We start from the raw sequence: 21,080 nt of genomic DNA on the forward strand, positions 1-21,080 counted from the left end.
CCCTCGTCCCCCCGGAGGCCGCCGCATGCCCCTGCACCCGCAGACCGAGAGCTTCCTGGAGCTGCTGGCGGGCTGGACGTCCCCGCCGCCCGGAGCCGGCGCCCAGCCCTCGATCGCGGAGATGCGCCGCCGCATCGCGACCGCGTTCCCGTCCGTGCGCCGCGAGCTGCCGCACGTCCGCGACCTGGACGTCGCGGGGCCGGGCGGCGGCGTCCCGGTGCGGGTGTACCGGCCGGTGCCGCCGGACGCGGGGCCGCTGCCCGCCGTGGTGTACCTGCACGGCGGCGGCTGGGTGCTCGGCGGCGTCGACAACGTGGACGCCGCGTGCCGCGACCTCGCGACCGGCGCGGGCTGCGCCGTCCTGAGCGTCGACTACCGGCTCGCGCCGGAGCATCCGTTCCCGGCCGCCGTGGACGACGCCTGGGCGGTCGTCGAGGCCGTGGCGGACGATCCCGCCCGGTACGGGGTGCGGGACGGCGCGCTCGCCGTGGCGGGCGACAGCGCGGGCGGGAACCTCGCCGCCGCCGTCGCGCTGCTCGCCCGCGACGCCGGGATCGCGCTTGCGCACCAGCTGCTCGTATACCCGGCGACGGACACCGCCATGGACACCCCGAGCTGGCGGGCGTACGGGTCGGGCTACGGGCTGGACGGCGCGACACTCGCCCGGTTCCTGGAGCTGTACCGGGACGGCGCCGACCCGTCCGACACCCGGCTGGCGCCGCTGCGCGCGCGGAACCTCGCGGGGGTCGCGCCCGCCACCGTCATCACGGCCGAGTACGACATCCTGCGGGACGAGGCCGAGCTGTACGCGGCGCGGCTCGCGGCGGCGGGGGTGCCGGTCGAGGCGCGCCGCTACGACGGTGTGGTGCACGCGTTCTTCCTGCTGCCCGAGATCTTCGATGCCGGTGCGGAGGCGATGGGGTTCGCTGTGGCACGATTGCGCGCGGCGTTCGCGGGACGGGACCGGGAGGCGGGTCGGCATGGACGGCAACGGCTATGAGGCGTACGAGCGACTGAGGATCGACCGGGCCGCGCCGGGGGTGCTGCGGGTGACGATCAGCACGCCGGGGAGGCTGAACGCGGTCGACGCGGCCGGGCACCGGGAGCTGGCCGAGATCTGGCGGGACGTGGACGCCGACGACGACGTCCGCGCGGTGGTGGTGCGCGGCGACGGGACGGCGTTCTCCGCCGGCGGCGACCTCGCCATGATCGAGGAGATGATGGGCGACCACGCCGCGCGCCGCCGCATCATGCGGGAGGCGCGCGACATCGTGCTGAACGTGGTGAACTGCTCGAAGCCGGTGGTGTCGGCGATCCAGGGCCCGGCGGTGGGGGCGGGCCTCGCGGTGGCGCTGCTGGCGGACGTGTCCGTCGCGGGCCGCTCCGCGAAGATCATCGATGGGCACACCCGGCTCGGTGTCGCGGCCGGCGACCACGCCGCCATCATCTGGCCGCTGCTGTGCGGGATGGCGAAGGCCAAGTACCACCTGCTCCTGAACGACGTCCTCACCGGCGAGGAGGCCGAGCGGATCGGGCTCGTGTCGGTGTGCGTGGACGACGACGAGGTGCACGACCGGGCCCTGGACATCGCGGGGCGGCTCGCGGCCGGCCCCGCCGAGGCCCTCGCGTTCACCAAGCACGCGCTGAACCACTGGCTGCGCCTGGCCGGGCCGACGTTCGACGCGTCCCTGGCGCTGGAGTTCTTCGGGTTCACCGGCCCGGACGTGCGGGAGGGCGTCGCCGCGCTGCGCGAGAAGCGCCCGCCGAAGTTCGGGTAGCGGTCAGCCGAACCGCTTGGCGAGGGACTCCAGGCCGGGGCCGTAGATGCCGTGGGCGAGGGTCTTCTCCATCGCCTCCTCGTCGCCGGCGTCGGCGGAGAACTCGCCCCACCACTCCACGAACGCCTGCCCGGTCGCGGTGACCGGCGCGACCCGCAGGTGGCCGTGGGCGCCCCGGATCGGCAGCGGCGACTCGATGATGAGGTACCAGTAGGTGCGGCCGGCGTCGTCCAGCCCGGCGAGCCGCTCGCGGAACACGGTGTCGGCGGGCCCGATGATCCGGCGGACGCAGCCGACCCGGTCGGGCGGGCCGCCGTCCTCGATGACGCCGGTCCGCACGCCCGGCATCCACTCGCCGAGGTTCCCGAAGTCGCGCAGGTAGGACCACACCTCGTCGGCGGTGGCGTTCAGGACGGCGCTGGCGTACGACCTCGGCATCGCGGTTCTCCTCGGGCGGCGGCTCTTCCGGAAACGAGCGAAGGCACCGCCGGGCGGGCGGTGCCTCCATGCTCGCCCGGAAGATGTGACCGGGGCAACATCCGGATCAGTACGACTTGGGCAGCCCCAGCTCGTGCTGGGCGATGTGCGCGAGGACGAGCTCCTCCGCGACCGGGATGTTCTTGGCGATCCGCGCGTCCCGGAACATGCGGGCCACCGGGTACTCCATCGAGTACGCCATGCCGCCGTAGGTCTGGAACGCCCGGTCGGCCGCCTGCCAGGCCGCGTCGGCGGCGGTGAGCTTGGCGACGTTGGCCTCGGACCCGCAGGGCCGGTTCCGGTCCCAGAGCCACGCCGCCTTGTAGGTCATGAGGCGGGCGAGGTCGACCTGCGCCTTGATCTTGGCGAGGGGGAACGCGACGGCCTGGTTCGTCCCGATGGGCTTGCCGAACGGGGCGCGCTCCCTGGCGTACTCACACGCGATCTTGAGGGTGAGCTCGCCGAACCCGACACCGCTCGCGGCGGCGAGGATCCGCTCGGGGTTGAGGATGTCCCACATGACGGCGAAGCCCTGGTCGACCTGGCCGAGGACGCGGTGGGCGGGGACGCGCACGTCGTCCAGGAACACCATGTTGGACGCGACCACGTTCGTGCCCAGCTTGGGGATCGGCCGGTAGGTGAGCGTCCCTTCGGCCACGGCCTCCTTGATGTCCACGAGCAGCACGGTGAAGCCGTTGGTGCGGGGCTTCGCCTCGGCGGCCGGGATCGTCCGGGTGACCAGGACGAGGAAGTCGGCGCGCTCCACCCCGGAGATCCAGATCTTCTGGCCGCTCACGAGGAACCCGTCGCCGTCGCGGCGGGCGTGGGTGCTGATGTTGATGGCGTTGCTGCCCGCGTCCGGCTCGGTGATCGCGAAGCAGGTCTCCAGCTCGCCGGAGGCGATCCTCGGCAGGAACTCGCGCTTCTGCTCGCCGGTGCCGTGCCGGGCGATGGTGAGGCCGCCGAACGCGGGGGTGAGCAGGTACATGAAGGACGCGGCGCCGCCCGCGCCGCCCTCGGCGAGCGCCTCCAGCGCGACGACGAGCTCCAGCAGGCCCTGGCCGGCGCCGCCGTACTCCTCGGGCACGGCGAGGCTGTGCCAGCCGCCCGCGATCAGCTCCCGCCAGACCTCCTCGGGCCAGCGCTTGTCCTCATCGCAGCGGGTCCAGTACTCCTGGTCGTACTTGGCGGCGATCGCCAGCACGCCCTCGCGCACCGCCGCCGCGCTCTCCGGCAGGTCGAAGTCCATGGCGTCACTGTAACCGATGGAGTAAGTGGTCACTGACAGGTGGTCCGGGCCATGAAACCGGGCGTCCCGGGTAGGCGGTACGACGCGACCGTACCCGAGGGGGAAGCATGCGCACGATCACCGTCACGGACCCCGCGACCGGCGGACCGGTCGGCACCCTGACCGCCGGCGACGCGGCCGACGTCGAGGCGGCAGTCGCCGCCGCGCGCGCCGCCGCGCCCGGCTGGGCCGCGGTGCCCGCCGCCGAGCGCGGCGCCGCCCTGCACCGGGCCGCGGCCGCGATCGAGGAGCGCGCCGGCGAGCTGGCCGCGCTGGTGACCGCGGAGATGGGCAAGCCGCTCGCGGACGCGCGCGGCGGCGTGGCCGCCGGGACCGGCACGCTCCGCCAGTACGCCGAACTCGGCCCGCTGCACGGCGCCCGCAGCCTCCAGGGCGGCCGGGACGCCGCCGACTTCATGGTCCGCGAGCCGTACGGGACCGTCGCCGCGATCACCCCGTGGAACGACCCCGTCGCGATCGCCTGCGGCCTGATCGGCGCCGCCGCCGTCACCGGCAACACGGTCGTCCACAAGCCGTCCGAGCGCACCCCGCACACCGGCGCGCTGCTGACGGAGCTGCTCGCCGGCCGCCTCCCCGACGGCGTCGTGAACCTCGTCACCGGGGACGGCGCCACCGGCGAGGCCCTCGCCGCCCACCCCGGCGCCGACGTCATCGCGCATGTCGGCTCCACCCGCACCGGCCGCCGCATCGCGGAGCTGGCCGCCCGCACCGGCGCGAAGGTCCTGCTGGAGAACGGCGGCGCCGACCCCCTCATCGTGGACGCGGGCGTCGGCCCCGCCTGGGCCGCCGAACAGGCCGCGATCGGCTGCTTCGCGAACGCGGGGCAGATCTGCACCTCCGTCGAGCGCGTCTACGTCCACGCCGACCTGGCGGAGGAGTTCCTGGACGCCCTGACCACCCGCGCGCAGGTTCTCCGCACGGGCCCCGGCACCGACCCCGCCACCGAACTCGGCCCGCTGGTGGACGAGCGGCACCGCGCGCAGGTCCACGAGCAGGTCGAGAAGGCGGTCGCGGACGGCGCCCGCGTCCGCTGCGGCGGCGCGATCCCCGGCGGCCCGGGCTGCTTCTACCCGGCGACCGTCCTGTCCGGCTGCGACGACGCCATGGCCGTCATGGCCGAGGAGACGTTCGGCCCGGTCGCGCCCGTCCGCACCGTGGGGTCGTTCGACGAGGCGCTGGAGGCGGCCGCGGCGTCCCGCTACGGCCTCGCCGCGACCGTCCTCACCCGCGACCTCGCCCACGCCCAGCGCGCCTGGCGGACCCTGGCCGTCGGCACCGTCAAGATCAACGCGGTGTTCGGCGGCGCGCCCGGCGGCGCCGCGACCCCCCGCCGCGCCAGCGGACGGGGCTTCGGCTACGGCCCCGAGCTGCTGGACGAGATGACGGCCGTGAAGGTCGTCCACCTCCAGGCCGTCATCCCTTGACGGTGAGCAGCGGCCGCAGCTCCGCGACCGGCGTCGCCACACCGGCGCCGCGCAGGCGCCGGCGAGCGTCCGCGGGTCGCCGTGCCCGCGCAGGACGAAGCTCGGCGCGCCCATCGACCCGGGCACGATGACCGGCTCGCCCCATATCGCGTAGGGACCGCCCGCCATCGCGGCGTGCCCGCCCGCCGGGGGCGCCCCCGTGCGGTGCACGACCCGCTCGCCGTCCCGCCAGAGCAGGTTGTGCGGCGCGTCGTACAGCAGCCGTGCCTCCGGATCGCCGCACTCGGCCGCGAGGCCCGTCCGCATCGTCAGCGACAGGAAGAACCGGTTCCCGAAGGTGAGGTTCGCGGCGTTGCCGAAGCCGTCGCGAGGAGAACCGACGCTAGCCGGGGGAGCGCACCCCGTTTTCCGGGACGCCCATGTAGGCCGTGACCATGCGGGCGATCATTTCGGCCACCATCTCCGGCGGGGCGGACGGCAGCATGATGTGGCTCATCGTGAGGCGCACCGCCGCGTCGGTGACCTCCGTGAAGGCGGCCGGGTCCAGGCTCGGCCACTGGGCGAGGGCGTGCTCGGCGAGCCGGTCCCTGGCGGTGAACAGCACCGGATCGGCCCGCGTGGTGAGCAGCGGGAGCAGCTCGTCGCCGCCCGCGCCGGTCAGCACCAGCTTCGTCAGCCGGTCGTCGGCGGCCGTCTCCAGCGTGAACAGCACCGCGGCGCGGACCGCCGCGTGCAGGTCGCGATGCTCCGACAGGACGCGGTCGATGCCGTCGACGTAGCGGTCGTTGTCGCGGACCACGACGGCCTGCGCGAGGCCCCACTTGTCGCCGAACTCGTTGTAGACGGTCTGCCGGCTCACGCCGGCGGCGGCCGCGACGTCCGCCATCCGGACCCCCCGGTAGCCGCGCTCGACCAGCAGTTCCGCGGCGGCGTCCAGCAGGGACTCGCGGACGGACCGTCCAGCGGTGCTCATCGGGGCTCCTCCGGGTGGGCTGGTCGGGCGGCGCGCTCCGGTCATCATTATCATCGCCGGACCATCGGACGGACAGGGGAGCGGCGCGTGGGCGGGATCCTGGTGGCCAACCGCGGCGAGATCGCGCTGCGGGTGCTGCGGGCGGCGGCGGAGCTCGGGCTCGCGACCGTCGCGGTCCACACCGGCGACGACGCGGACGGGCTGCACGTCCGCCGCGCGGACGCGGCGCGGGCGCTGCCGGGCGACGGCCCCGCCGGGTACCTGGACGCGGCCGCGCTGGTCGCGGCGGCGCGGGACGCGGGCGCGCGGCTGGTCCACCCCGGGTACGGGTTCCTGAGCGAGAACGCCGCGTTCGCCGCCGCGTGCGCGGACGCGGGGCTCGCGTTCGTCGGCCCGCCGCCGGAGCTGCTGGAGCTGTTCGGCGACAAGACCCGGTCGCGGGAGCTGGCCCGCGAGGCCGGCGTCCCGGTCACGGCGGGCACGGACGGGCCGGTCACGCTCGCCGAGGCGGAGGCGTTCGCCCGCGCCCACGGTCCCGTCATGCTGAAGGCCGTCGCGGGCGGCGGCGGGCGCGGCGTGCGGACCGTCCGGGATCCGGGCGGGATGGCCGCCGCGTACGAGCGGTGCCGGTCCGAGGCGCTCGCCGCGTTCGGGAACGGCGCCCTCTACGTGGAGCGGTACGTGCCGCGCGCCCGCCACATCGAGGTGCAGGTGATCGGGGACGGGTCCGGCGCCGTCACGCACCTGTGGGACCGGGACTGCAGCGTCCAGCGCCGCAACCAGAAGCTCATCGAGATCGCGCCCGCGCCCGCGCTGCCCGCCGCCGTGCGGGACGCGCTGCTGGACGCGGCGACCGCGATGGCGTCCCGCGCGCGGTACCGGAGCCTCGGCACGTTCGAGTTCCTCGTCGCGGACGGGGCGTTCTGGTTCCTGGAGGCCAATCCCCGGCTCCAGGTCGAGCACACCGTCACCGAGGAGGTCACCGGCGTCGACCTGGTGAAGGCGCAGATCCGGATCGCGCTGGGGGAGACCCTCGCCGACGTCGGACTGGCCGCGCCACCGCCCGTGTCCGGCTGCGCGATCCAGGCCCGCGTCAACGCCGAGACGCTCGACGCGGACGGCGTGCCGCGCCCCCGGTCGGGGACGCTGACGGCGTTCGCGCCGCCGTCCGGACCGGGCGTCCGCGTCGACACCCACGGATACCCCGGGCTCGCCGTCGGGGTCCGCTACGACCCGCTGCTCGCGAAGGTCGTCGCCCGCGCGGAGGACCTGCCGTCGGCGGCGGCCCGCGCCGGCCGCGCGCTCGCCGAGTTCGACATCGCGGGCGTCGCGACCGGGATCCCGCTGCTGCGGGCCGTCCTGCGGCATCCGGACTTCACCTCCGGCGGCGTCCACACCGGGTTCCTCGCCGACCACCTCGCCGAGCTGCCCGTCGAGGCGCCCCGCGCCGCCGCGGCCGGCCCGGCGGGCGGCGTCGCGGTCCGCGCGCCCATGCCGGGGACGGTCGTGGGCTTCGACGTGACGGAGGGCGAGCTCGTCCGCAAGGGGCGGCCCGTCGCCGTCATCGAGGCGATGAAGATGGAGCACGTCGTGCACGCCCCCGAGCCCGGCATCGTCCGGACGTTCGCCGCCGAGCCCGGCGCGGCCGTCGCCGAGGGCGCGCCGCTGCTGTTCCTCGAGCCCGCCGACGCGGACGGCGAGCACGTCGCCGAGGAGGACGCCGCCGACCCCGACGCGATCCGCCCCGACCTCGCCGAGGCGCTCCGCCGGCATGCGGTCGGGCTGGACGCCGCCCGCCCCGAGGCCGTCGCGAAACGGCACGCGCGCGGCCACCGCACCGCCCGCGAGAACATCGCCGACCTGTGCGATCCGGGCACGTTCGCCGAGTACGGGCCGCTCGTCGTGGCCGCGCAGCGGCGCCGCCGCCCGCTCGAGGAGCTGATCGAGAAGACGCCCGCCGACGGCCTGGTCTGCGGCATCGGGGACGTGAACGGCGCGCAGGCCGTCGTCCTGTCCTACGACTACACGGTCATGGCCGGGACGCAGGGCCACCTCAACCACCGCAAGACCGACCGGATGCTGGAGATCGCCCACCGCCGCCGGCTGCCCGTCGTGCTGTTCGCCGAGGGCGGCGGCGGGCGGCCCGGCGACACCGACACCACGACCGTGTCCGGCCTGGACGTGACGACCTTCCACGCGATGGGGCGGCTCAGCGGGCACGTCCCGTCCGTCGGGATCGCCAACGGGCGCTGCTTCGCCGGGAACGCGGCGCTGCTCGGCATCTGCGACGCCGTGATCGCCACGCGGGACGCCAACATCGGGATGGGCGGCCCCGCCATGATCGAGGGCGGCGGGCTCGGCGTCTTCGCGCCCGAGGAGATCGGCCCCGTGTCCGTCCAGGAGCCGAACGGCGTCATCGACGTCCTGGTGGACGACGAGGCGGAGGCCGTCGCCGCCGCCCGCCGCTACCTGTCGTACTTCCAGGGCCCGGCGAGCGACTGGGATCACGAGGACCAGCGGATCCTCCGGCACCTGATCCCCGAGAACCGGATGCGGGCCTACGACGTCCGACGCGTCATCGGCCACCTCTGCGACACCGGGTCGGTGCTGGAGCTGCGCCGCGCGTTCGGTCTCGGGATCGTCACCGCGCTGGTGCGGGTCGAGGGCCGTCCGATGGGCCTCATCGCCAACGACCCCGCCCACCTCGGCGGCGCCATCGACCGCGACGCCGCCGACAAGGCCGCCCGGTTCCTCCAGCTGTGCGACGCGCACGGCCTGCCCGTCGTCTCGCTGTGCGACACCCCCGGCTTCATGGTCGGGCCGGACGCCGAGGAGACCGCGACCGTCCGGCACTTCGGCCGCGTCTTCGTCGTCGGAGCGAACCTGCGGGTCCCGCTCGTCACCGTCGTCCTGCGCAAGGGCTACGGGCTCGGGGCGCAGGCCATGGCGGGCGGCTCGTTCGCCGCGCCGCTCGCCACCCTCGCCTGGCCGACCGGCGAGATCGGCGGCATGGGCCTGGAGGGCGCCGTCCGGCTGGGGTTCCGCGCCGAACTCGCCGCCGCCGAGGACCCGGACGCGCTGTTCGCCGAGATGGTCGCCCTCGCCTACGAGCACGGCAAGGCGCTGAACGCCGCGTCGGTGTTCGAGCTGGACGACGTCATCGACCCCGCCGACACCCGCCGCTGGATCACCACGGCGCTCGGCTCGGCGCCGCCTCCCGAAGGCCCGCCGCGTCCCTGGATCGACACGTGGTGACGCCGCGGACCTCGGCCGGCGGGCCCGCCGCGACCGTCCGGCCCGCGTCCAGGAGGTGGACGACGTCGCAGACGCCCATCACCGGCTCCAGCGCGTCCGCCGTGACGACCACCGCGACGCCCTCCGCCGCGACGTCGCGGACCAGGACCTCCAGCGCGCGCGAACGATACGGCGGCAGGCCCGCCCACGGCTCGTCCAGCAGGAGGACGGCGGGCTCGGCGGCCAGGGCCCGCGCCACGTCCGCGAGCCGCGCGACCTCCGCCGGGACGTTCCCGGCGCGGCGGCCCGCGTACTCGGCGACGCCGACCCGGGAGAGCAGCTCGTCGGCGCGGCGCCCGGTGTCGCGGCGGGCGTCGCGGCGGCGGCGCCGCCGGTCCCGCGCCGACCGGCCCGCGTAGGGCGCCCTCCGGGCGTGCCGGTCTGCGGCGGCCCGGACGTGCTCGTGGACGGTCGCGCGCCCGAACGGCCCCGGCCGCTGCCCGGCGCGCGCGACGCCCGGGGCGGACCGGCCGGTCAGCTCCGCGCCGTCCAGCAGGACGGCCCCGGCGGCGGGGCGGCGCCGCCCCGCGATGACGTCGATGAGCGTCGTCTTGCCCGCTCCGGGCGGCCCGACCAGACCGGTGACGGCGCCGGGGAACGCGGCGAGCGCGACCCCGTCGACGGCCGTGACCTGGCCGAACCGCACCGTCACGCCCGCGACGAGCAGACCTTCCGCAGCGGCCATCCGCATCCTCCGCGACGGCTCGATGTGATATAGATCACTGACGAGTGCTCACCCTACTGACCGCCCGCGCGACCGGCAACGCCCCCACGGCGGGGGCCGGGGGGCGCGGATCACGGTTCGGTTGCGGACCGTTAAGGCCAGATGCCGCGATCCCTGGCATTTCGTAGGTTCCGGACAGACCAGGCGCCTTTGTCGACACCCTCCGAGGAGACGCCCATGTCCCACGTCCCCCGCCGCGACCTGCTCGCCGGAGCCGCCGCGCTGGCCGGCTTCGCCACCGCGGGTCTGCTGCCCGGCAGTGCCGCCGCCGCGACCCGGCAGCGGCCCGGAGCGCTGCGCGGCCCGTCCCTGACCCCCGGCGACCGGGCCGTCACGGCCCGCGTCGACGCCCGCCGGGCGCTCACCCACCTGCGGGCGCTGAGCGACGGCATCGGCTGGCGCGTCGCCGGCACCTCCCGCGAGCACCGCGCCGCCCGCTACATCGGGCACGTGCTGCGCGATCTCGGCTACCGCACCGAGCTGCAGCCGTTCCCCGTCCCCGACAAGAAGCTCGCCGAACTGCGGGCGCGGGGCGTCCACTGGCAGAGCGCCGCCGCGGCGAACGGCGCCGCCGGACGCGCCGCGGGCGAGATCACCGACCTCGGCGCCGCCACCGAGGTCACCACCGACCTGACCGGGCGGCTCGCGCTGTTCACCCGCGTCGCGGGACGGGAGCTCGACCAGGCGAAGGCGGCCGCCGCGGCGGGCGCCGCCGCCGTGCTGATCGTCAACGTGCGCAGTACCACCTACCCCGAGCGCAAGGCCGCGACGTTCTTCCCCGTCCTGGCCGAGGCCGTGCCGGTCCCCGTGCTCGGCATCGCCGAGTACCACGGCGCGCGGATCCGCGCGGGCGTCGCGCGGCTGTCCCTGGAGGTCACCGCGCACACCGGCCTGACCTCCTACAACGTCATCGCCGAACGCCGGGCCACGCTCCCGAACCCCGACCGCAGGGCCGTCATCGTCAGCGCCCACTACGACAGCGTCCCCGGCTCGCCCGGCGGCAACGATGACGGCAGCGGCACCGCGCTGTGCCTGGAACTGGCCCGCGCCCTGCGCCGCCTCCCCACGCAGAAGGACCTGCGGATCTGCCTCTGGGGCGCGGAGGAGCTCGGCCTCGTCGGCGCCCGCCACTACGTCAAGCAGCTGGACGACGCGTCCGCCGCGCGCATCGCCGGCTGCTTCCAGAACGACATGGTCGCCACCAGCCATCCGCCGGCGGGCACGTACTGGCTGCTGTCGGTGGACGGCGCCGCCAACACCACCACCGACGCCATCGCCGGGGCCGCCGAGCGCCTCGGCTACTCCGGCCAGACCAAGGGCCCGACCGCGCGCGGCTCCAGCGACCACGAGGCGTTCTTCGAGCGCGGCATCGCCGCGGGGAACTTCAGCTGGCGCGGGGGAGAGGCCCCGAGCCAGCTGGAGCCCGTCTACCACACCCCCGAGGACACCGTCTCGGGCAACATCAGCCTCCAGCGCCTCCAGGTCTCCCTCGAGCTGATCGGCTGCGCCGCCTACGACGTGGCCCGCCACCGCTAGCGACGTGGCCCGCCACCGCTGGTCCGACCGGCGGCCCTTGGGCGGGAGCACAGCGGAACGGCCGGGCTGTTGACCGGCATGCCCGGCCGTTCCTAGGGTGACGGTCATACCGACCAGTTGGTATGTCCCCCCCGTTCCGGAGGCCGCCCGTGAGCACCGCACCGCCCGACGCCGACGAGCTGAGCAGGAGGGTCGCGGCGTTCCTCGCCGAGCACGATCCCGCCGCCACCGATCGCCTCAAGTTCCTCCGCGCCCGGTTCGACGCCGGGCTGGCGTGGGTCCACTACCCGCGGGGCCTCGGCGGCTGCGACGCCCCCCGCGCCCTCCAGCGCGACGTCGACCGCCTGTTCGCCAAGGCCGGCGCCCCCACCAACCGCCCCGAGCGCAACGGCATCGGCCTCGGCATGGCCGCCCCCACCCTCCTCGCCGCCGGGACCGACGAGCAGCGGGCCCGCTTCCTGCGCCCCCTCTGGACCGGCGAGGACATCTGGTGCCAGCTGTTCAGCGAGCCCGGTGCCGGCTCCGACCTCGCAGCCCTCGGCACCCGCGCCGTCCGCGACGGCGACCGCTGGATCGTCAACGGCCAGAAGGTCTGGACGTCCATGGCGCACGAGGCCCGCTGGGGCCTGCTCGTCACCCGCACCGACCCCGACGTGCCCAAGCACCGGGGCATGACCTACTTCGTCCTCGACATGACCGCCCCCGGCGTCGAGGTCCGGCCGCTCCGCCAGCTCACCGGCGAGGCCGAGTTCAACGAGGTGTTCCTCACCGACGTCGAGATCCCCGACGCGCACCGCCTCGGCGAGGTCGGCGACGGCTGGCGGGTCTCCACCCACACGCTGATGAACGAGCGCGTCTCCATCGGCGGCGCCGCCGTCCCCCGCGAGAGCGGCATGATCGGCGTCGTCGCCGGCCTCTGGCGCGACCGCCCCGAGCTGCGCACACCCGGCCTGCACGGCGAGCTGATGCGGCTCTGGGTCGAGGTCGAGGCCGCCCGGCTCGCCGGTGAGCGGCTCCGCCAGTCCCTCGCCGCCGGACGCCCCGGCCCCGAGGGCTCCGGCACCAAGCTCGCGTTCGCGAAGCTGAACCAGGAGGTGTCCGGCCTCGAGCTTGAGATGCTCGGCACGGACGGCCTCCGCTACGACGACTGGACGATGCGCCGCCCGTCCGAGGTCGACTTCACCCGCCGCTCGCCCGGCTACCGCTACCTGCGCGCCAAGGGCAACTCCATCGAGGGCGGCACCTCCGAGATCCTGCGCGGCATCATCGCCGAGCGCGTCCTCGGCCTGCCCGGCGAGATCCGGGTCGACAAGGACGTTCCCTGGAAGGACCTGCCGAAATGACCGACCTGCTCTACGGCGAGATCGAAAGCGACCTGCGCGGCGGGGTCCGCGACCTCCTCGCCGGGAAGGCGCCCTGGACGGGCGTCCTCGCGGGCGTCGAGAAGGACGACCCCTTCGACGCCGACCTGTGGCACGCCCTCGCCGGCCGGTTCGGCGCGGCCGGGCTCGCCGTCCCCGAGGAGCTCGGCGGCGCGGGCGCGTCCTGGCGCGAGGCCGCCGTCGTGGCCGAGGAGATCGGCCGCGCCGTCGCGCCCGTCCCGTTCCTGACCAGCGCCGTCATGGCGACCGCCGCGCTGCTCGCGGCCGGTGAGAGCGACCTCGTCGGCGACCTCGCCGAGGGGGAGCGGATCGCGGTCCTCGCCGTCCCGTTCGGCACCCCGCCCGGCGAGCCGCCCGCGCGCGTGCGGGTCGCGGGCGGCGCTCTCACCGGGGAGGTGCCGGGCGTCGCCGACGGCCTGGCCGCCGACGTCCTGCTCGTCCCCGCCGCCGACGGCCTGTACGCCGTGGACGCCGCCGACGCCGGACGCGCGCCCGTCACGTCCCTCGACATGACCCGCCGCCTTGCCGACACGGCCTTCGACGGCGCCCCCGCCCGCCGGGTAGCGGACGGGCCGGGCGCCGTGCGCGCCGGGCTGCTCACCGGCGCCGCGCTGCTGGCGTCCGAGCAGCTCGGTATCGCCGAGGGGTGCCTCGACGCGACCGTCGCCCACGTCAAGACCCGCTACCAGTTCGGTCGGCCGATCGGCTCCTACCAGGCGCTCAAGCACCGGCTCGCCGACCTGTGGACGGCCATCACGCAGGCCCGCGCCGTGGCCCGGCACGCCGCCGCCTGCGCCGCCGCCGGCGACCCCGACCTGGAGATCGCCGTCGCGGTCGCGCAGGCGCACTGCTCCGCCGTCGCCGTCAAGGCCGCCGAGGAGTGCGTCCAGATGCACGGCGGCATCGGCTTCACCTGGGAGCACTCCGCGCATCTGTACCTCAAGCGCGCGAAGAGCGCCGCGATCGCGCTCGGCACCCCGGACCGGCACCGCGCCGCCCTCGCCGCGCTGGTCGACCTGCCGCCCGCGTGACCCGTGCGGGGCGGGGCCGGCCGGGTCCCGCCCCCCCGCCGGCGGCGGGAGGCGTCAGCCGGTGATGACCGCGCAGACCCGCGTGCCCGGACGGAACGCGCCGCCCTCGACGAGCTCGTAGATCCCGTACATCATCTTCGCCGTGTAGACCGGGTCGAGGACGACGCCGTGCCGCGCGGCGAAATCGCCGATGAACGCGTCCAGTTCGGCGGAGCGCCTGGCGTAGCCGCCGAAATGGAAGCCGTCCCGGACCCGCCAGGTCCCCCGCCGCTCCCCGTAGGCCTCCCTCTGGAGGCGCTCGACCTCGGCGTCCAGGAATCCACCCTTCAGGACGGCGAATCCCAGCGCCTCCTGGCCGGGGGCGAGACCGGCGGCGATCCCGGCGAGGGTCCCGCCCGTCCCGCACGGGCAGCACACCACGTCGAACTCCGGCAGCTCCGCTCCGAGCTCAGCGCACCCCCGCAGGGCCAGCGGATTGCTCCCGCCCTCGGGCAGCAGGTAGAAGTCGCCCCATTCCTCATGGAGCGCCGCGACCACGTCCGGTTCGTGCTTGCGGCGGTAGGCCGTCCGGTCCAGGTAGCCGAGCCGCATGCCCCGCTCCACCGCGAACGCCAGCGAGTCGTTCAGCGGCAGGTGCTCCTCGCCCCGCACGATCCCGATCGTCTTGAACCCGTGCAGCGCGCCCGCCGCCGCGACGGCCCGCAGGTGGTTCGAGTACGCGCCCCCGAACGTCAGCACCGTACCGCGCTCCCGCGCGGGCTCCAGGTTGTACTCGAGCTTGCGCCACTTGTTGCCCGGCAGCAGCGGATGGACGAGGTCGTCGCGCTTCAGGAACAGCCGCACGCCCCGCGCCGCCGCACGGTCGTCGTCCAGCTCCACCACCGGGGACGCGGTCACGGCGGGGGGAGCCGCAGCTTCTCGCGCAGCGCCCGCTGCACATCGCCGATCGGCGGGCGCGCGTCGACCGTCACCACGTACTCCTTCCGGCCGAACAGCTCCAGCACCGGGTCGACCTTCTCGTGGTAGAGCCGCAGCCGCTCGGCGAGGGCCTCCTCGGTGTCGTCCTCCCGCGTGACGAGGTCGCCGCCGCACACGTCGCAGCGGCCCTCGCGGGTCGGCCGGTCCGCGATCAGGTTGTAGTCCATCCCGCACCGCGAGCAGAGCCGCCGGGCGAGGACCCGCCGCCGCACCTCCGCGTCCGGCAGGTCCAGATGGATCACGCCGTCGATGTCGTAGCTCTCCAGGAAGAACTCCGCCTGCCGCCGGTTGCGCGGGAACCCGTCGATGACGAACCCGAAGTTCCAGTCGTGCTGGTCGAGCCGCGCCCGCACGATCCCCTCCACCATGTCGTCCCCGACCAGCTCGCCGGCCGCCATGACGCGCCGGACCTGCGCACCGAGCTTGGTGTGGTTCTGCACGTGCCAGCGGAAGATGTCGCCGACGCTGATGTGCACGAGGTCGAGGTCGCGCGCCAGCAGCTGCGCCTGCGTCCCCTTCCCGCTGCCCTGGGCGCCGATGACGATGTACTTGCGCATGCCGGCCACCCTATGCGGGCGATCAGTGCGGGGGCCGCAGCAACCTGCCGAGACGCCGGATCCGGGAGCGGTCCGGGACGTGCTCGGGCGCCTGGCCGGGCGCCGTCAGCTCCTCCAGCAGCAGGTCGAACGCCGGCGGCCGCACGCACACCAGCGTCGCCCGCGCCCGCCGCGCGCAGTGCAGCCGCACCGACGGCCGCAGCAGCCGCGACAGCGCGCTCCGCGTCCCGTGCCCCACCACCAGGATGTCGTCGTCGCCCGCCAGCCGCACCAGCGTCGCGCCCGGCTCCCCGACCAGCGCCAGCGCGGTCAGCTCGACCCCCTCCGGCGGGCCGTCGCACACCTCCGCCAGCAGCCGCGCGATCAGCTCCGCGCCCGACCCGCGCAGCGCGTCCGAGACCCCGCAGCCGAACTGCCCGGCGGCCGACACGTGCGGGGGCAGCGGCGCCGCGTGCGCCACCAGCAGCGGGAGCCGGCGCAGCCGCGCCTCCCCGATCGCCCACGAGAGAGCGCAGCGGGCACCCGCGGAGTCGTCCACCCCCACCACCACGCGGGGGCCGCCCTCCGGTCTCGCGATCACGGTCCCCTCCCGAGGCCGATGACGATGTGCCCTCTAGGGTGCAGGTATACCCGCCTTCACGGAAGTGTTTCCGCCCCCTGAAGCGCGGGTTTCCGAAAAACGACCCGTCCCGGGCGAGGAGGTGCGATGCAGGCGGTCGCCTATGACGCCTTCGGCGCGGCCCCGCGGCTGCGCGAGCTGCCCGATCCGTCCCCCGGCCCGGACGGCGCCGTCGTCCGCGTCGAGGCCACCGGCGTGTGCCGCAGCGACTGGCACGGCTGGCAGGGCCACGATTCCGACATCCGCGCGTTCCCGCACGTCCCGGGGCACGAGTTCGCCGGGACGGTCGAGGCCGTCGGCGCGCGGGTCGCCCGCTGGCGGCCCGGTGACCGCGTCACCGCCCCGTTCGCCTGCGGCTGCGGCCGCTGCCCGTCCTGCGCCGCCGGCGACCAGCAGGTGTGCGAGGCCCAGACCCAGCCCGGCTTCACCCACTGGGGCTCCTTCGCCGAGTACGTGACGGTCGAGGCCGCCGACGTCAACCTCGTCCGCGTCCCCGACGCGATGGCCTACCCGGCCGCCGCCGCCCTCGGCTGCCGCTTCGCCACCGCGTTCCGCGCGGTCACCGTCCGCGGCCGCGTCGCCGCCGGGCAGTGGGTCGCCGTGCACGGCTGCGGCGGCGTCGGCCTGTCCGCCGTGATGATCGCCGCCGCGGCCGGCGCCCGCGTCCTCGCCGTCGACGTCGCCCCGCAGGCCCTCGCCCTGGCCCGCCGCTGCGGCGCGTCCGCCGTCCTGGACGCCGCGCTCCACGACGACGTCGCCGCCGCCGTCCGCGACGCCACCGGCGGCGGCGCCCACCTGTCCCTCGACGCCCTCGGCAGCCCCGCGACCGCCCGCGCGTCCGTCGCGTCCCTGCGCCGCCGCGGCCGGCACGTCCAGGTGGGCCTGCTGCCCCCCGCCGCCGGCCGGACCGACCTTCCCATGGACCGCGTGATCGCGTACGAGCTGGAGATCCTCGGAAGCCACGGCATGCCCGCGCACGCCTATCCCGCGCTGCTGGAACTCGTCCGCGCCGGGACGCTGCGCCCCGACCTGCTGATCAGCCGCGTCCTGCCCCTGTCCGCGGGCCCCGGCGCCCTCACCGAGATGCGCGGCCCCGGCATGACCATGCTGGAGCCTCACGCCTCCTGACCGGGCGCGTCCGACAGCCAGAGCCACCCCTGATCCGTGGTCTCCTTGCACTTCACCGCCACCGGCCGGTACCGCGAACGATCCACGTAACCGTTGTTGCGGACCACGTCCTGGAACAGCCGCTCCGACACGATCATCGCCAGGTCCGAGTCCGACAGGTCGATGCCCGCCCGGACCGCCTCGCAGTCCAGCATCCGGAACAGATGCACCACCGCGTGCCCCGAGACTCCGTACCGGTCCCGGAAGACGGGGCCCATGTGCACGGCGAGCCGCAGCCGCATCCGTGCCGCCGGCGCGAGCAGCCGGTTGCCGCGCCGGAGCACCGCGCCGAGATGGTGCGCGAGCGGATCCAGCAGCAGATGCGCCGGGATGTCGGCCGACGGGACGACGAGGACCCCGTCGCCCCGGTCCTCGACATGGCAGTCGTCGACGGACAGCCATGTGATCGCGAGCGCGTGCGCGAGGTGCGCGTACAGCCTCTCCCTCAACCGGTGCTGGATGCCCTCGTCCCGATCCGGACCCCCGAAGGCGACCACGTCGGCGGCCAGCAGCGTGGAATAGGAGCGCGCCGTCAGGATCGGCTCTCCGGCGGCGCTCGGGCGGACGGCGCGCGGTCTCCGCACGGACAACGGCGGCGGATCGGTGTCCGTTGGTACCCTCCGAATCATACGGAGTATGCTCATCGTGGATCGAGACCTTTCTGCGTGACGGTTTTCGGTCTCCGGCGGGGCCCTGTGATGGCAGGGCCCCGCCATTCATTATGAAGTGGCTCACCGGGCCCCCGTGTGCGCGGCGGATTGCGCGCAGGAGATCTGCTTTCGCGCAGATCGCAGGTATCTTTCTCCCACCTGTCGCGGCGCCAAGAGGCATAGCGGAAGCACGCTACCTGCCATCCGACGCATGGGCGGGTGGCGCTGCGGCAACAAGCGCGCGCCGCAGGTCGGACAGGTCTGGCGGCCTGGTCACCCGTGGTGCTGCTCGTGTTGACGGCGGGGTCGGAGGGGCGAGCGAGGACGGCGGCGGGGACGCCGAACGCCTTGATTGGGACGCCCGCAAACCGCCACCACTCGTTTCGCGAGGTGACCGATGGCCGTGCGCCGATCGCGGCATGGCATTTTGACAACTTGCTCCGCGCTCTTGGCGATCTGCCACCTCGCTGATTTAATCTGAGCAACTCGAAGGGCGGCGAACGGCTATGCGTCTTTTGGCACAGAGAGTCAGGGTGGATCTTTGCTCGCCGAGTAAGGAACGGGCATGAGCGTGCCTTCCGGCGCGGGACCCGTGGTCCTGCGCGCGATCCTGACGAGCGAGCTCCAGCGGCTCAGGCAGGAGCGCGGCGCGACGCAGGACCAGGTCGCCAACGCTCTCGACTGGTCGACCTCCAAGCTGATCCGGATCGAGGGCGGCGCGGTCGGCGTCTCCATCACCGATCTGCACGCCCTCCTCCGCTTCTACGGGCTCGGGGATGGAGCCTCCGAAGTGGCCGAACTGACGGAGATCGCCCGTGGCGCGCGCAAACGCGGCTGGTGGGACCTCTACAAGAACGACGTCCCGCAGGACTACCTGAGGTACATCGGCTACGAGGCGGGCGCCGCGACGATCCGTAGCGTCCAGCCTCTGGTCGTGCCGGGGCTGCTGCAGACCGAGGACTACGCGAACGCGATGACCATCGAGTTCGTGCAGTCGCCTCCTGACCGCGACATCGTCGTCGAGGTCCGCATACGGCGGCAGGAGGAATTGTTCTCCCGAGCCGACCAGCCGCAACTGCACATGGTGATCGACGAGGCCGTGCTGCGCCGCCGGGTCGGCGGCCAGCGCGATCCGGGGATCATGCCGCGCCAGCTGTCACTGCTGCTCGAGATGCTCACCAGGCCGAACATCACGATCGAGGTCATCCCCTTCTCCCAGGGTGCGCATTTCGGGGTGCTCGGCGGTTTCACGATCCTGGAGTTCGCCGACCCGCGACTCACCGACGTGCTCTACCTGGAGCGGCTCACTCTTTCGGCGCTTCCCGGTGCCGACCGGGACGCGAGGATCGCCGACTACCGGGCGGGATATGAGAATCTCAGAAAGCTCGTCCTGCCGGCCGAGGAGACGGCGCCGTTCATCGAAGACGTCATCGCTTCCATGGCCTGATCGCGGCGGCGTACCTTCTCGGCATGCTTGTCGGAAATGTGCCACTTGTTGTGAATTGAGGCTAGTAGTGCCGCGATTGTTTCCCTTGGAAATTGAGAAGACCGGGGGCGCGTGGTGCTAGGCAATTCAGGGGTGCTCTCGTAACATGCTCCTGTGATTCTCATGGGGCAGGAGGGCCTGGAGTGAGCCGGGCTGCGCGGCCGGCATCGGCGACCGCTGGAACAGAGGATGCGATCGTCCCGGACGCCGCGGCGTGCGTCTGGCGTACGGCGTCCGCCAGCGAGAACACGGAGTGCGTCGAGGTCTCCTCGGCCGGGTCCCGCGTGCTGATCCGGGACTCCAAGGATGTGGCGAGCGGCGTGATCGCGGTGCCTCGGCGGGTGTTCGGGGAACTCGTCGCCCGGTTGCGGGACGAATAGGTCGGGTCGGCGGGCGATCGCCGGTTCTGTCGGTGGGGGCGCCTATGGTCGGTGGTGAAGAGGGGCCGGGCCAAGGGGTGTCGGTCCATCCGTGACCGTGCCGAGTGAAGGTGACCACCTCATGACCGACAGCACCATCGACAGCGGGCAGGACTTCGAGCGGCTCGCCGATCCGTACCGGCGGGAACTGCTCGCGCACTGCTACCGGATGCTCGGGTCCATCCACGACGCCGAGGACCTCGTCCAGGAGACCTATCTGCGGGCCTGGAAGTCCTACGGCGGGTTCGAGGGGCGGTCCTCGCTGCGGACGTGGCTGTACCGGATCGCCACGAACGCGTGCCTGACGGCGATCGACCAGCGGGGGAACCGGCCGATGCCGTCGGGGCTCGGGGCGCCGGACAGCGAGCCCGAGCGGCCCGTCGTGGCGTCGCCCGAGGTGCCGTGGCTCGAGCCCGCGCCGGACGCCCTGGTCGGCGGAGACGCCTCCGATCCCGCGACGATCGTCGCGGCGCGGGAGAGCACCCGGCTGGCGTTCGTCGCGGCGCTGCAGCGGCTGCCCGCCAACCAGCGGGTGGCGCTGCTGCTGCGCGACGTCCTCAAGTGGCGGGCCGCCGAGGTGGCCGAGTTGATGGAGATCTCCACCGCCGCCGTCAACTCGGCGCTGCAGCGGGCGCGGGCGCGGCTGGAGGAGGAGCCGCCGCTGCGCGACGACCTCGCCGAGCCCACGGACCCGGGGCGGAAGGAGCTCCTGGAGCAGTACGCGAAGGCGTTCGAGGACGCCGACGTGAACCGGCTCGTCGAGCTGTTCAAGAAGGACGCCGTGTGGGAGATGCCGCCGTACCCGCAGTGGTTCGTCGGCGCGGAGGGCATCGTCCGGCTGATCAAGGCGCAGTGCGGGCCGGAGCCGGGGGAGCTGCGGATGATCCCGACGACCGCCAACGGGCAGCCGGCGTTCGCGGTGTACCGGCGCGACGAGGACGGCGTCCACCGGCCGTTTCAGCTCCAGGTGCTCACCGTGACGCGGGACGGGGTGGCGCGGGTCGGCGCGTTCTTCGACACCTCGCTGTTCGGCGTGTTCGGGCTGCCCGAGACCGCCTGACGCCCTCCGCCGAGCGGAATTCCCCTGACGTCGGCCGCTGAGCGGATACCTCCGGGCACCTTCGGACGCCGTCCGCCGGGCGGAGAGCCGACGTGCCCCGGCGCCGGGCCGAGGCGGGCGAGACCGGCGCGATTCCCTTCACATCGTCTCGTTCGAGGCGGTGGTCTTCGGCGTGCCCGGAACCGAGTGGCGGTGCCGCTTCTTCCCGGCCGCCCT

Annotated in this window: 19 protein-coding genes and 1 pseudogene; 11 read left to right on the forward strand and 9 right to left on the reverse strand. The window is 74.4% G+C overall.

What is annotated here, in order from left to right:
- The first annotated feature begins 25 nt into the window (after nt 1–25).
- Both IE99_RS0111995 and IE99_RS0112000 read left to right on the forward strand, forming a co-directional pair.
- The gene (locus IE99_RS0111995; RefSeq protein WP_051712420.1) at nt 26–1,000 is read left to right on the forward strand and encodes an alpha/beta hydrolase; all 975 of its coding nucleotides are present in this window, start codon (nt 26–28) and stop codon (nt 998–1,000) included.
- Entirely contained in the window at nt 981–1,778 is a 798-nt protein-coding gene (locus tag IE99_RS0112000) for an enoyl-CoA hydratase/isomerase family protein (protein ID WP_030168356.1), read from the forward strand. The genes IE99_RS0111995 and IE99_RS0112000 overlap by 20 nt, the downstream gene beginning before the upstream one ends.
- A 3-nt stretch (nt 1,779–1,781) precedes the next feature.
- Here IE99_RS0112000 and IE99_RS0112005 read toward each other — a convergent pair whose 3' ends face one another.
- Both IE99_RS0112005 and IE99_RS0112010 read right to left on the reverse strand, forming a co-directional pair.
- Nucleotides 1,782–2,216 (reverse strand): SRPBCC family protein, encoded by a 435-nt coding sequence (locus IE99_RS0112005; protein WP_030168358.1) that lies wholly within the window; start codon nt 2,214–2,216, stop codon nt 1,782–1,784.
- 106 nt (nt 2,217–2,322) lie between these two features.
- Nucleotides 2,323–3,504, reverse strand: a complete 1,182-nt coding sequence (locus tag IE99_RS0112010; RefSeq protein WP_030168361.1) for an acyl-CoA dehydrogenase family protein — start codon at nt 3,502–3,504, stop codon at nt 2,323–2,325.
- Between the two features lie 107 nt (nt 3,505–3,611).
- Between IE99_RS0112010 and IE99_RS0112015 the strand changes: the two genes are divergently transcribed.
- Nucleotides 3,612–4,988, forward strand: a complete 1,377-nt coding sequence (locus tag IE99_RS0112015; protein ID WP_030168364.1) for an aldehyde dehydrogenase family protein — start codon at nt 3,612–3,614, stop codon at nt 4,986–4,988.
- A 66-nt stretch (nt 4,989–5,054) separates the two neighbouring features.
- Here the strand turns inward: IE99_RS0112015 and IE99_RS33635 are convergent.
- Both IE99_RS33635 and IE99_RS0112020 read right to left on the reverse strand, forming a co-directional pair.
- Nucleotides 5,055–5,330: pseudogene (locus tag IE99_RS33635) on the reverse strand (RtcB family protein); the annotation flags it as partial.
- 40 nt (nt 5,331–5,370) lie between these two features.
- Nucleotides 5,371–5,961 carry a TetR/AcrR family transcriptional regulator gene (locus IE99_RS0112020; protein WP_030168368.1) on the reverse strand — a complete coding sequence of 197 codons (591 nt, stop codon included), beginning with the start codon at nt 5,959–5,961 and terminating at the stop codon, nt 5,371–5,373.
- Nucleotides 5,962–6,048: 87 nt separating this feature from the next.
- Between IE99_RS0112020 and IE99_RS0112025 the strand changes: the two genes are divergently transcribed.
- The gene (locus IE99_RS0112025) at nt 6,049–9,216 is read left to right on the forward strand and encodes an acetyl-CoA carboxylase family protein (protein ID WP_030168370.1); all 3,168 of its coding nucleotides are present in this window, start codon (nt 6,049–6,051) and stop codon (nt 9,214–9,216) included.
- Here IE99_RS0112025 and IE99_RS0112030 read toward each other — a convergent pair.
- The gene (locus tag IE99_RS0112030; protein WP_030168373.1) at nt 9,149–9,940 is read right to left on the reverse strand and encodes an ATP-binding cassette domain-containing protein; all 792 of its coding nucleotides are present in this window, start codon (nt 9,938–9,940) and stop codon (nt 9,149–9,151) included. The genes IE99_RS0112025 and IE99_RS0112030 overlap by 68 nt on opposite strands.
- Nucleotides 9,941–10,156: 216 nt before the next feature.
- On the opposite strand from IE99_RS0112030, the gene IE99_RS0112035 reads away from it, so the two are divergent.
- The 3 genes from IE99_RS0112035 (at nt 10,157) to IE99_RS0112045 (ending at nt 13,928) form a co-directional block, all read left to right on the forward strand.
- Entirely contained in the window at nt 10,157–11,515 is a 1,359-nt protein-coding gene (locus IE99_RS0112035) for a M28 family peptidase (RefSeq protein WP_030168376.1), read from the forward strand.
- Nucleotides 11,516–11,637: 122 nt separating this feature from the next.
- Nucleotides 11,638–12,858 carry an acyl-CoA dehydrogenase family protein gene (locus tag IE99_RS0112040; RefSeq protein ID WP_211258792.1) on the forward strand — a complete coding sequence of 407 codons (1,221 nt, stop codon included), beginning with the start codon at nt 11,638–11,640 and terminating at the stop codon, nt 12,856–12,858.
- Nucleotides 12,855–13,928, forward strand: a complete 1,074-nt coding sequence (locus IE99_RS0112045; RefSeq protein WP_030168381.1) for an acyl-CoA dehydrogenase family protein — start codon at nt 12,855–12,857, stop codon at nt 13,926–13,928. Before IE99_RS0112040 ends, IE99_RS0112045 begins: the two co-directional genes overlap by 4 nt.
- 54 nt (nt 13,929–13,982) lie before the next feature.
- On the opposite strand, the gene IE99_RS0112050 is transcribed toward IE99_RS0112045, so the two are convergent.
- The 3 genes from IE99_RS0112050 to IE99_RS30225 are packed head-to-tail and all read right to left on the reverse strand — an operon-like array spanning nt 13,983 to nt 16,043.
- On the reverse strand, nt 13,983–14,825 hold the full coding sequence (locus IE99_RS0112050) for a 1-aminocyclopropane-1-carboxylate deaminase/D-cysteine desulfhydrase (protein WP_030168383.1): 843 nt from the start codon (nt 14,823–14,825) through the stop codon (nt 13,983–13,985).
- Nucleotides 14,822–15,463, reverse strand: coding sequence for an adenylate kinase family protein (locus tag IE99_RS0112055; protein WP_030168399.1), 642 nt, complete (start codon nt 15,461–15,463; stop codon nt 14,822–14,824). The genes IE99_RS0112050 and IE99_RS0112055 overlap by 4 nt, the downstream gene beginning before the upstream one ends.
- A 22-nt stretch (nt 15,464–15,485) precedes the next feature.
- Complete coding sequence (locus tag IE99_RS30225) at nt 15,486–16,043, reverse strand: universal stress protein (protein WP_051712421.1); 558 nt, start codon at nt 16,041–16,043, stop codon at nt 15,486–15,488.
- Nucleotides 16,044–16,169: 126 nt separating this feature from the next.
- Here IE99_RS30225 and IE99_RS0112065 point away from each other — a divergent pair, with 126 nt between their 5' ends.
- A complete protein-coding gene (locus IE99_RS0112065) occupies nt 16,170–17,210 on the forward strand; it encodes a zinc-dependent alcohol dehydrogenase family protein (protein WP_030168404.1) in 1,041 nt (346 codons plus the stop codon).
- Here IE99_RS0112065 and IE99_RS0112070 read toward each other — a convergent pair.
- Nucleotides 17,198–17,839, reverse strand: a complete 642-nt coding sequence (locus tag IE99_RS0112070) for a hypothetical protein (protein ID WP_157610221.1) — start codon at nt 17,837–17,839, stop codon at nt 17,198–17,200. The genes IE99_RS0112065 and IE99_RS0112070 overlap by 13 nt on opposite strands.
- 625 nt (nt 17,840–18,464) lie before the next feature.
- Here IE99_RS0112070 and IE99_RS0112075 point away from each other — a divergent pair.
- From IE99_RS0112075 to IE99_RS0112085, 3 genes are all read left to right on the forward strand, one after another.
- A complete protein-coding gene (locus tag IE99_RS0112075; protein WP_051712423.1) occupies nt 18,465–19,346 on the forward strand; it encodes a helix-turn-helix domain-containing protein in 882 nt (293 codons plus the stop codon).
- A gap of 182 nt (nt 19,347–19,528) precedes the next feature.
- Complete coding sequence (locus IE99_RS31815) at nt 19,529–19,765, forward strand: DUF397 domain-containing protein (RefSeq protein ID WP_030168413.1); 237 nt, start codon at nt 19,529–19,531, stop codon at nt 19,763–19,765.
- A 121-nt stretch (nt 19,766–19,886) separates the two neighbouring features.
- Nucleotides 19,887–20,864 carry a sigma-70 family RNA polymerase sigma factor gene (locus IE99_RS0112085; protein WP_030168415.1) on the forward strand — a complete coding sequence of 326 codons (978 nt, stop codon included), beginning with the start codon at nt 19,887–19,889 and terminating at the stop codon, nt 20,862–20,864.
- The last annotated feature ends 216 nt before the right edge of the window (nt 20,865–21,080 follow it).

It is taken from the genome of Spirillospora albida (assembly GCF_000718255.1).
In the GTDB taxonomy this organism is placed as follows: domain Bacteria; phylum Actinomycetota; class Actinomycetes; order Streptosporangiales; family Streptosporangiaceae; genus Spirillospora; species Spirillospora albida.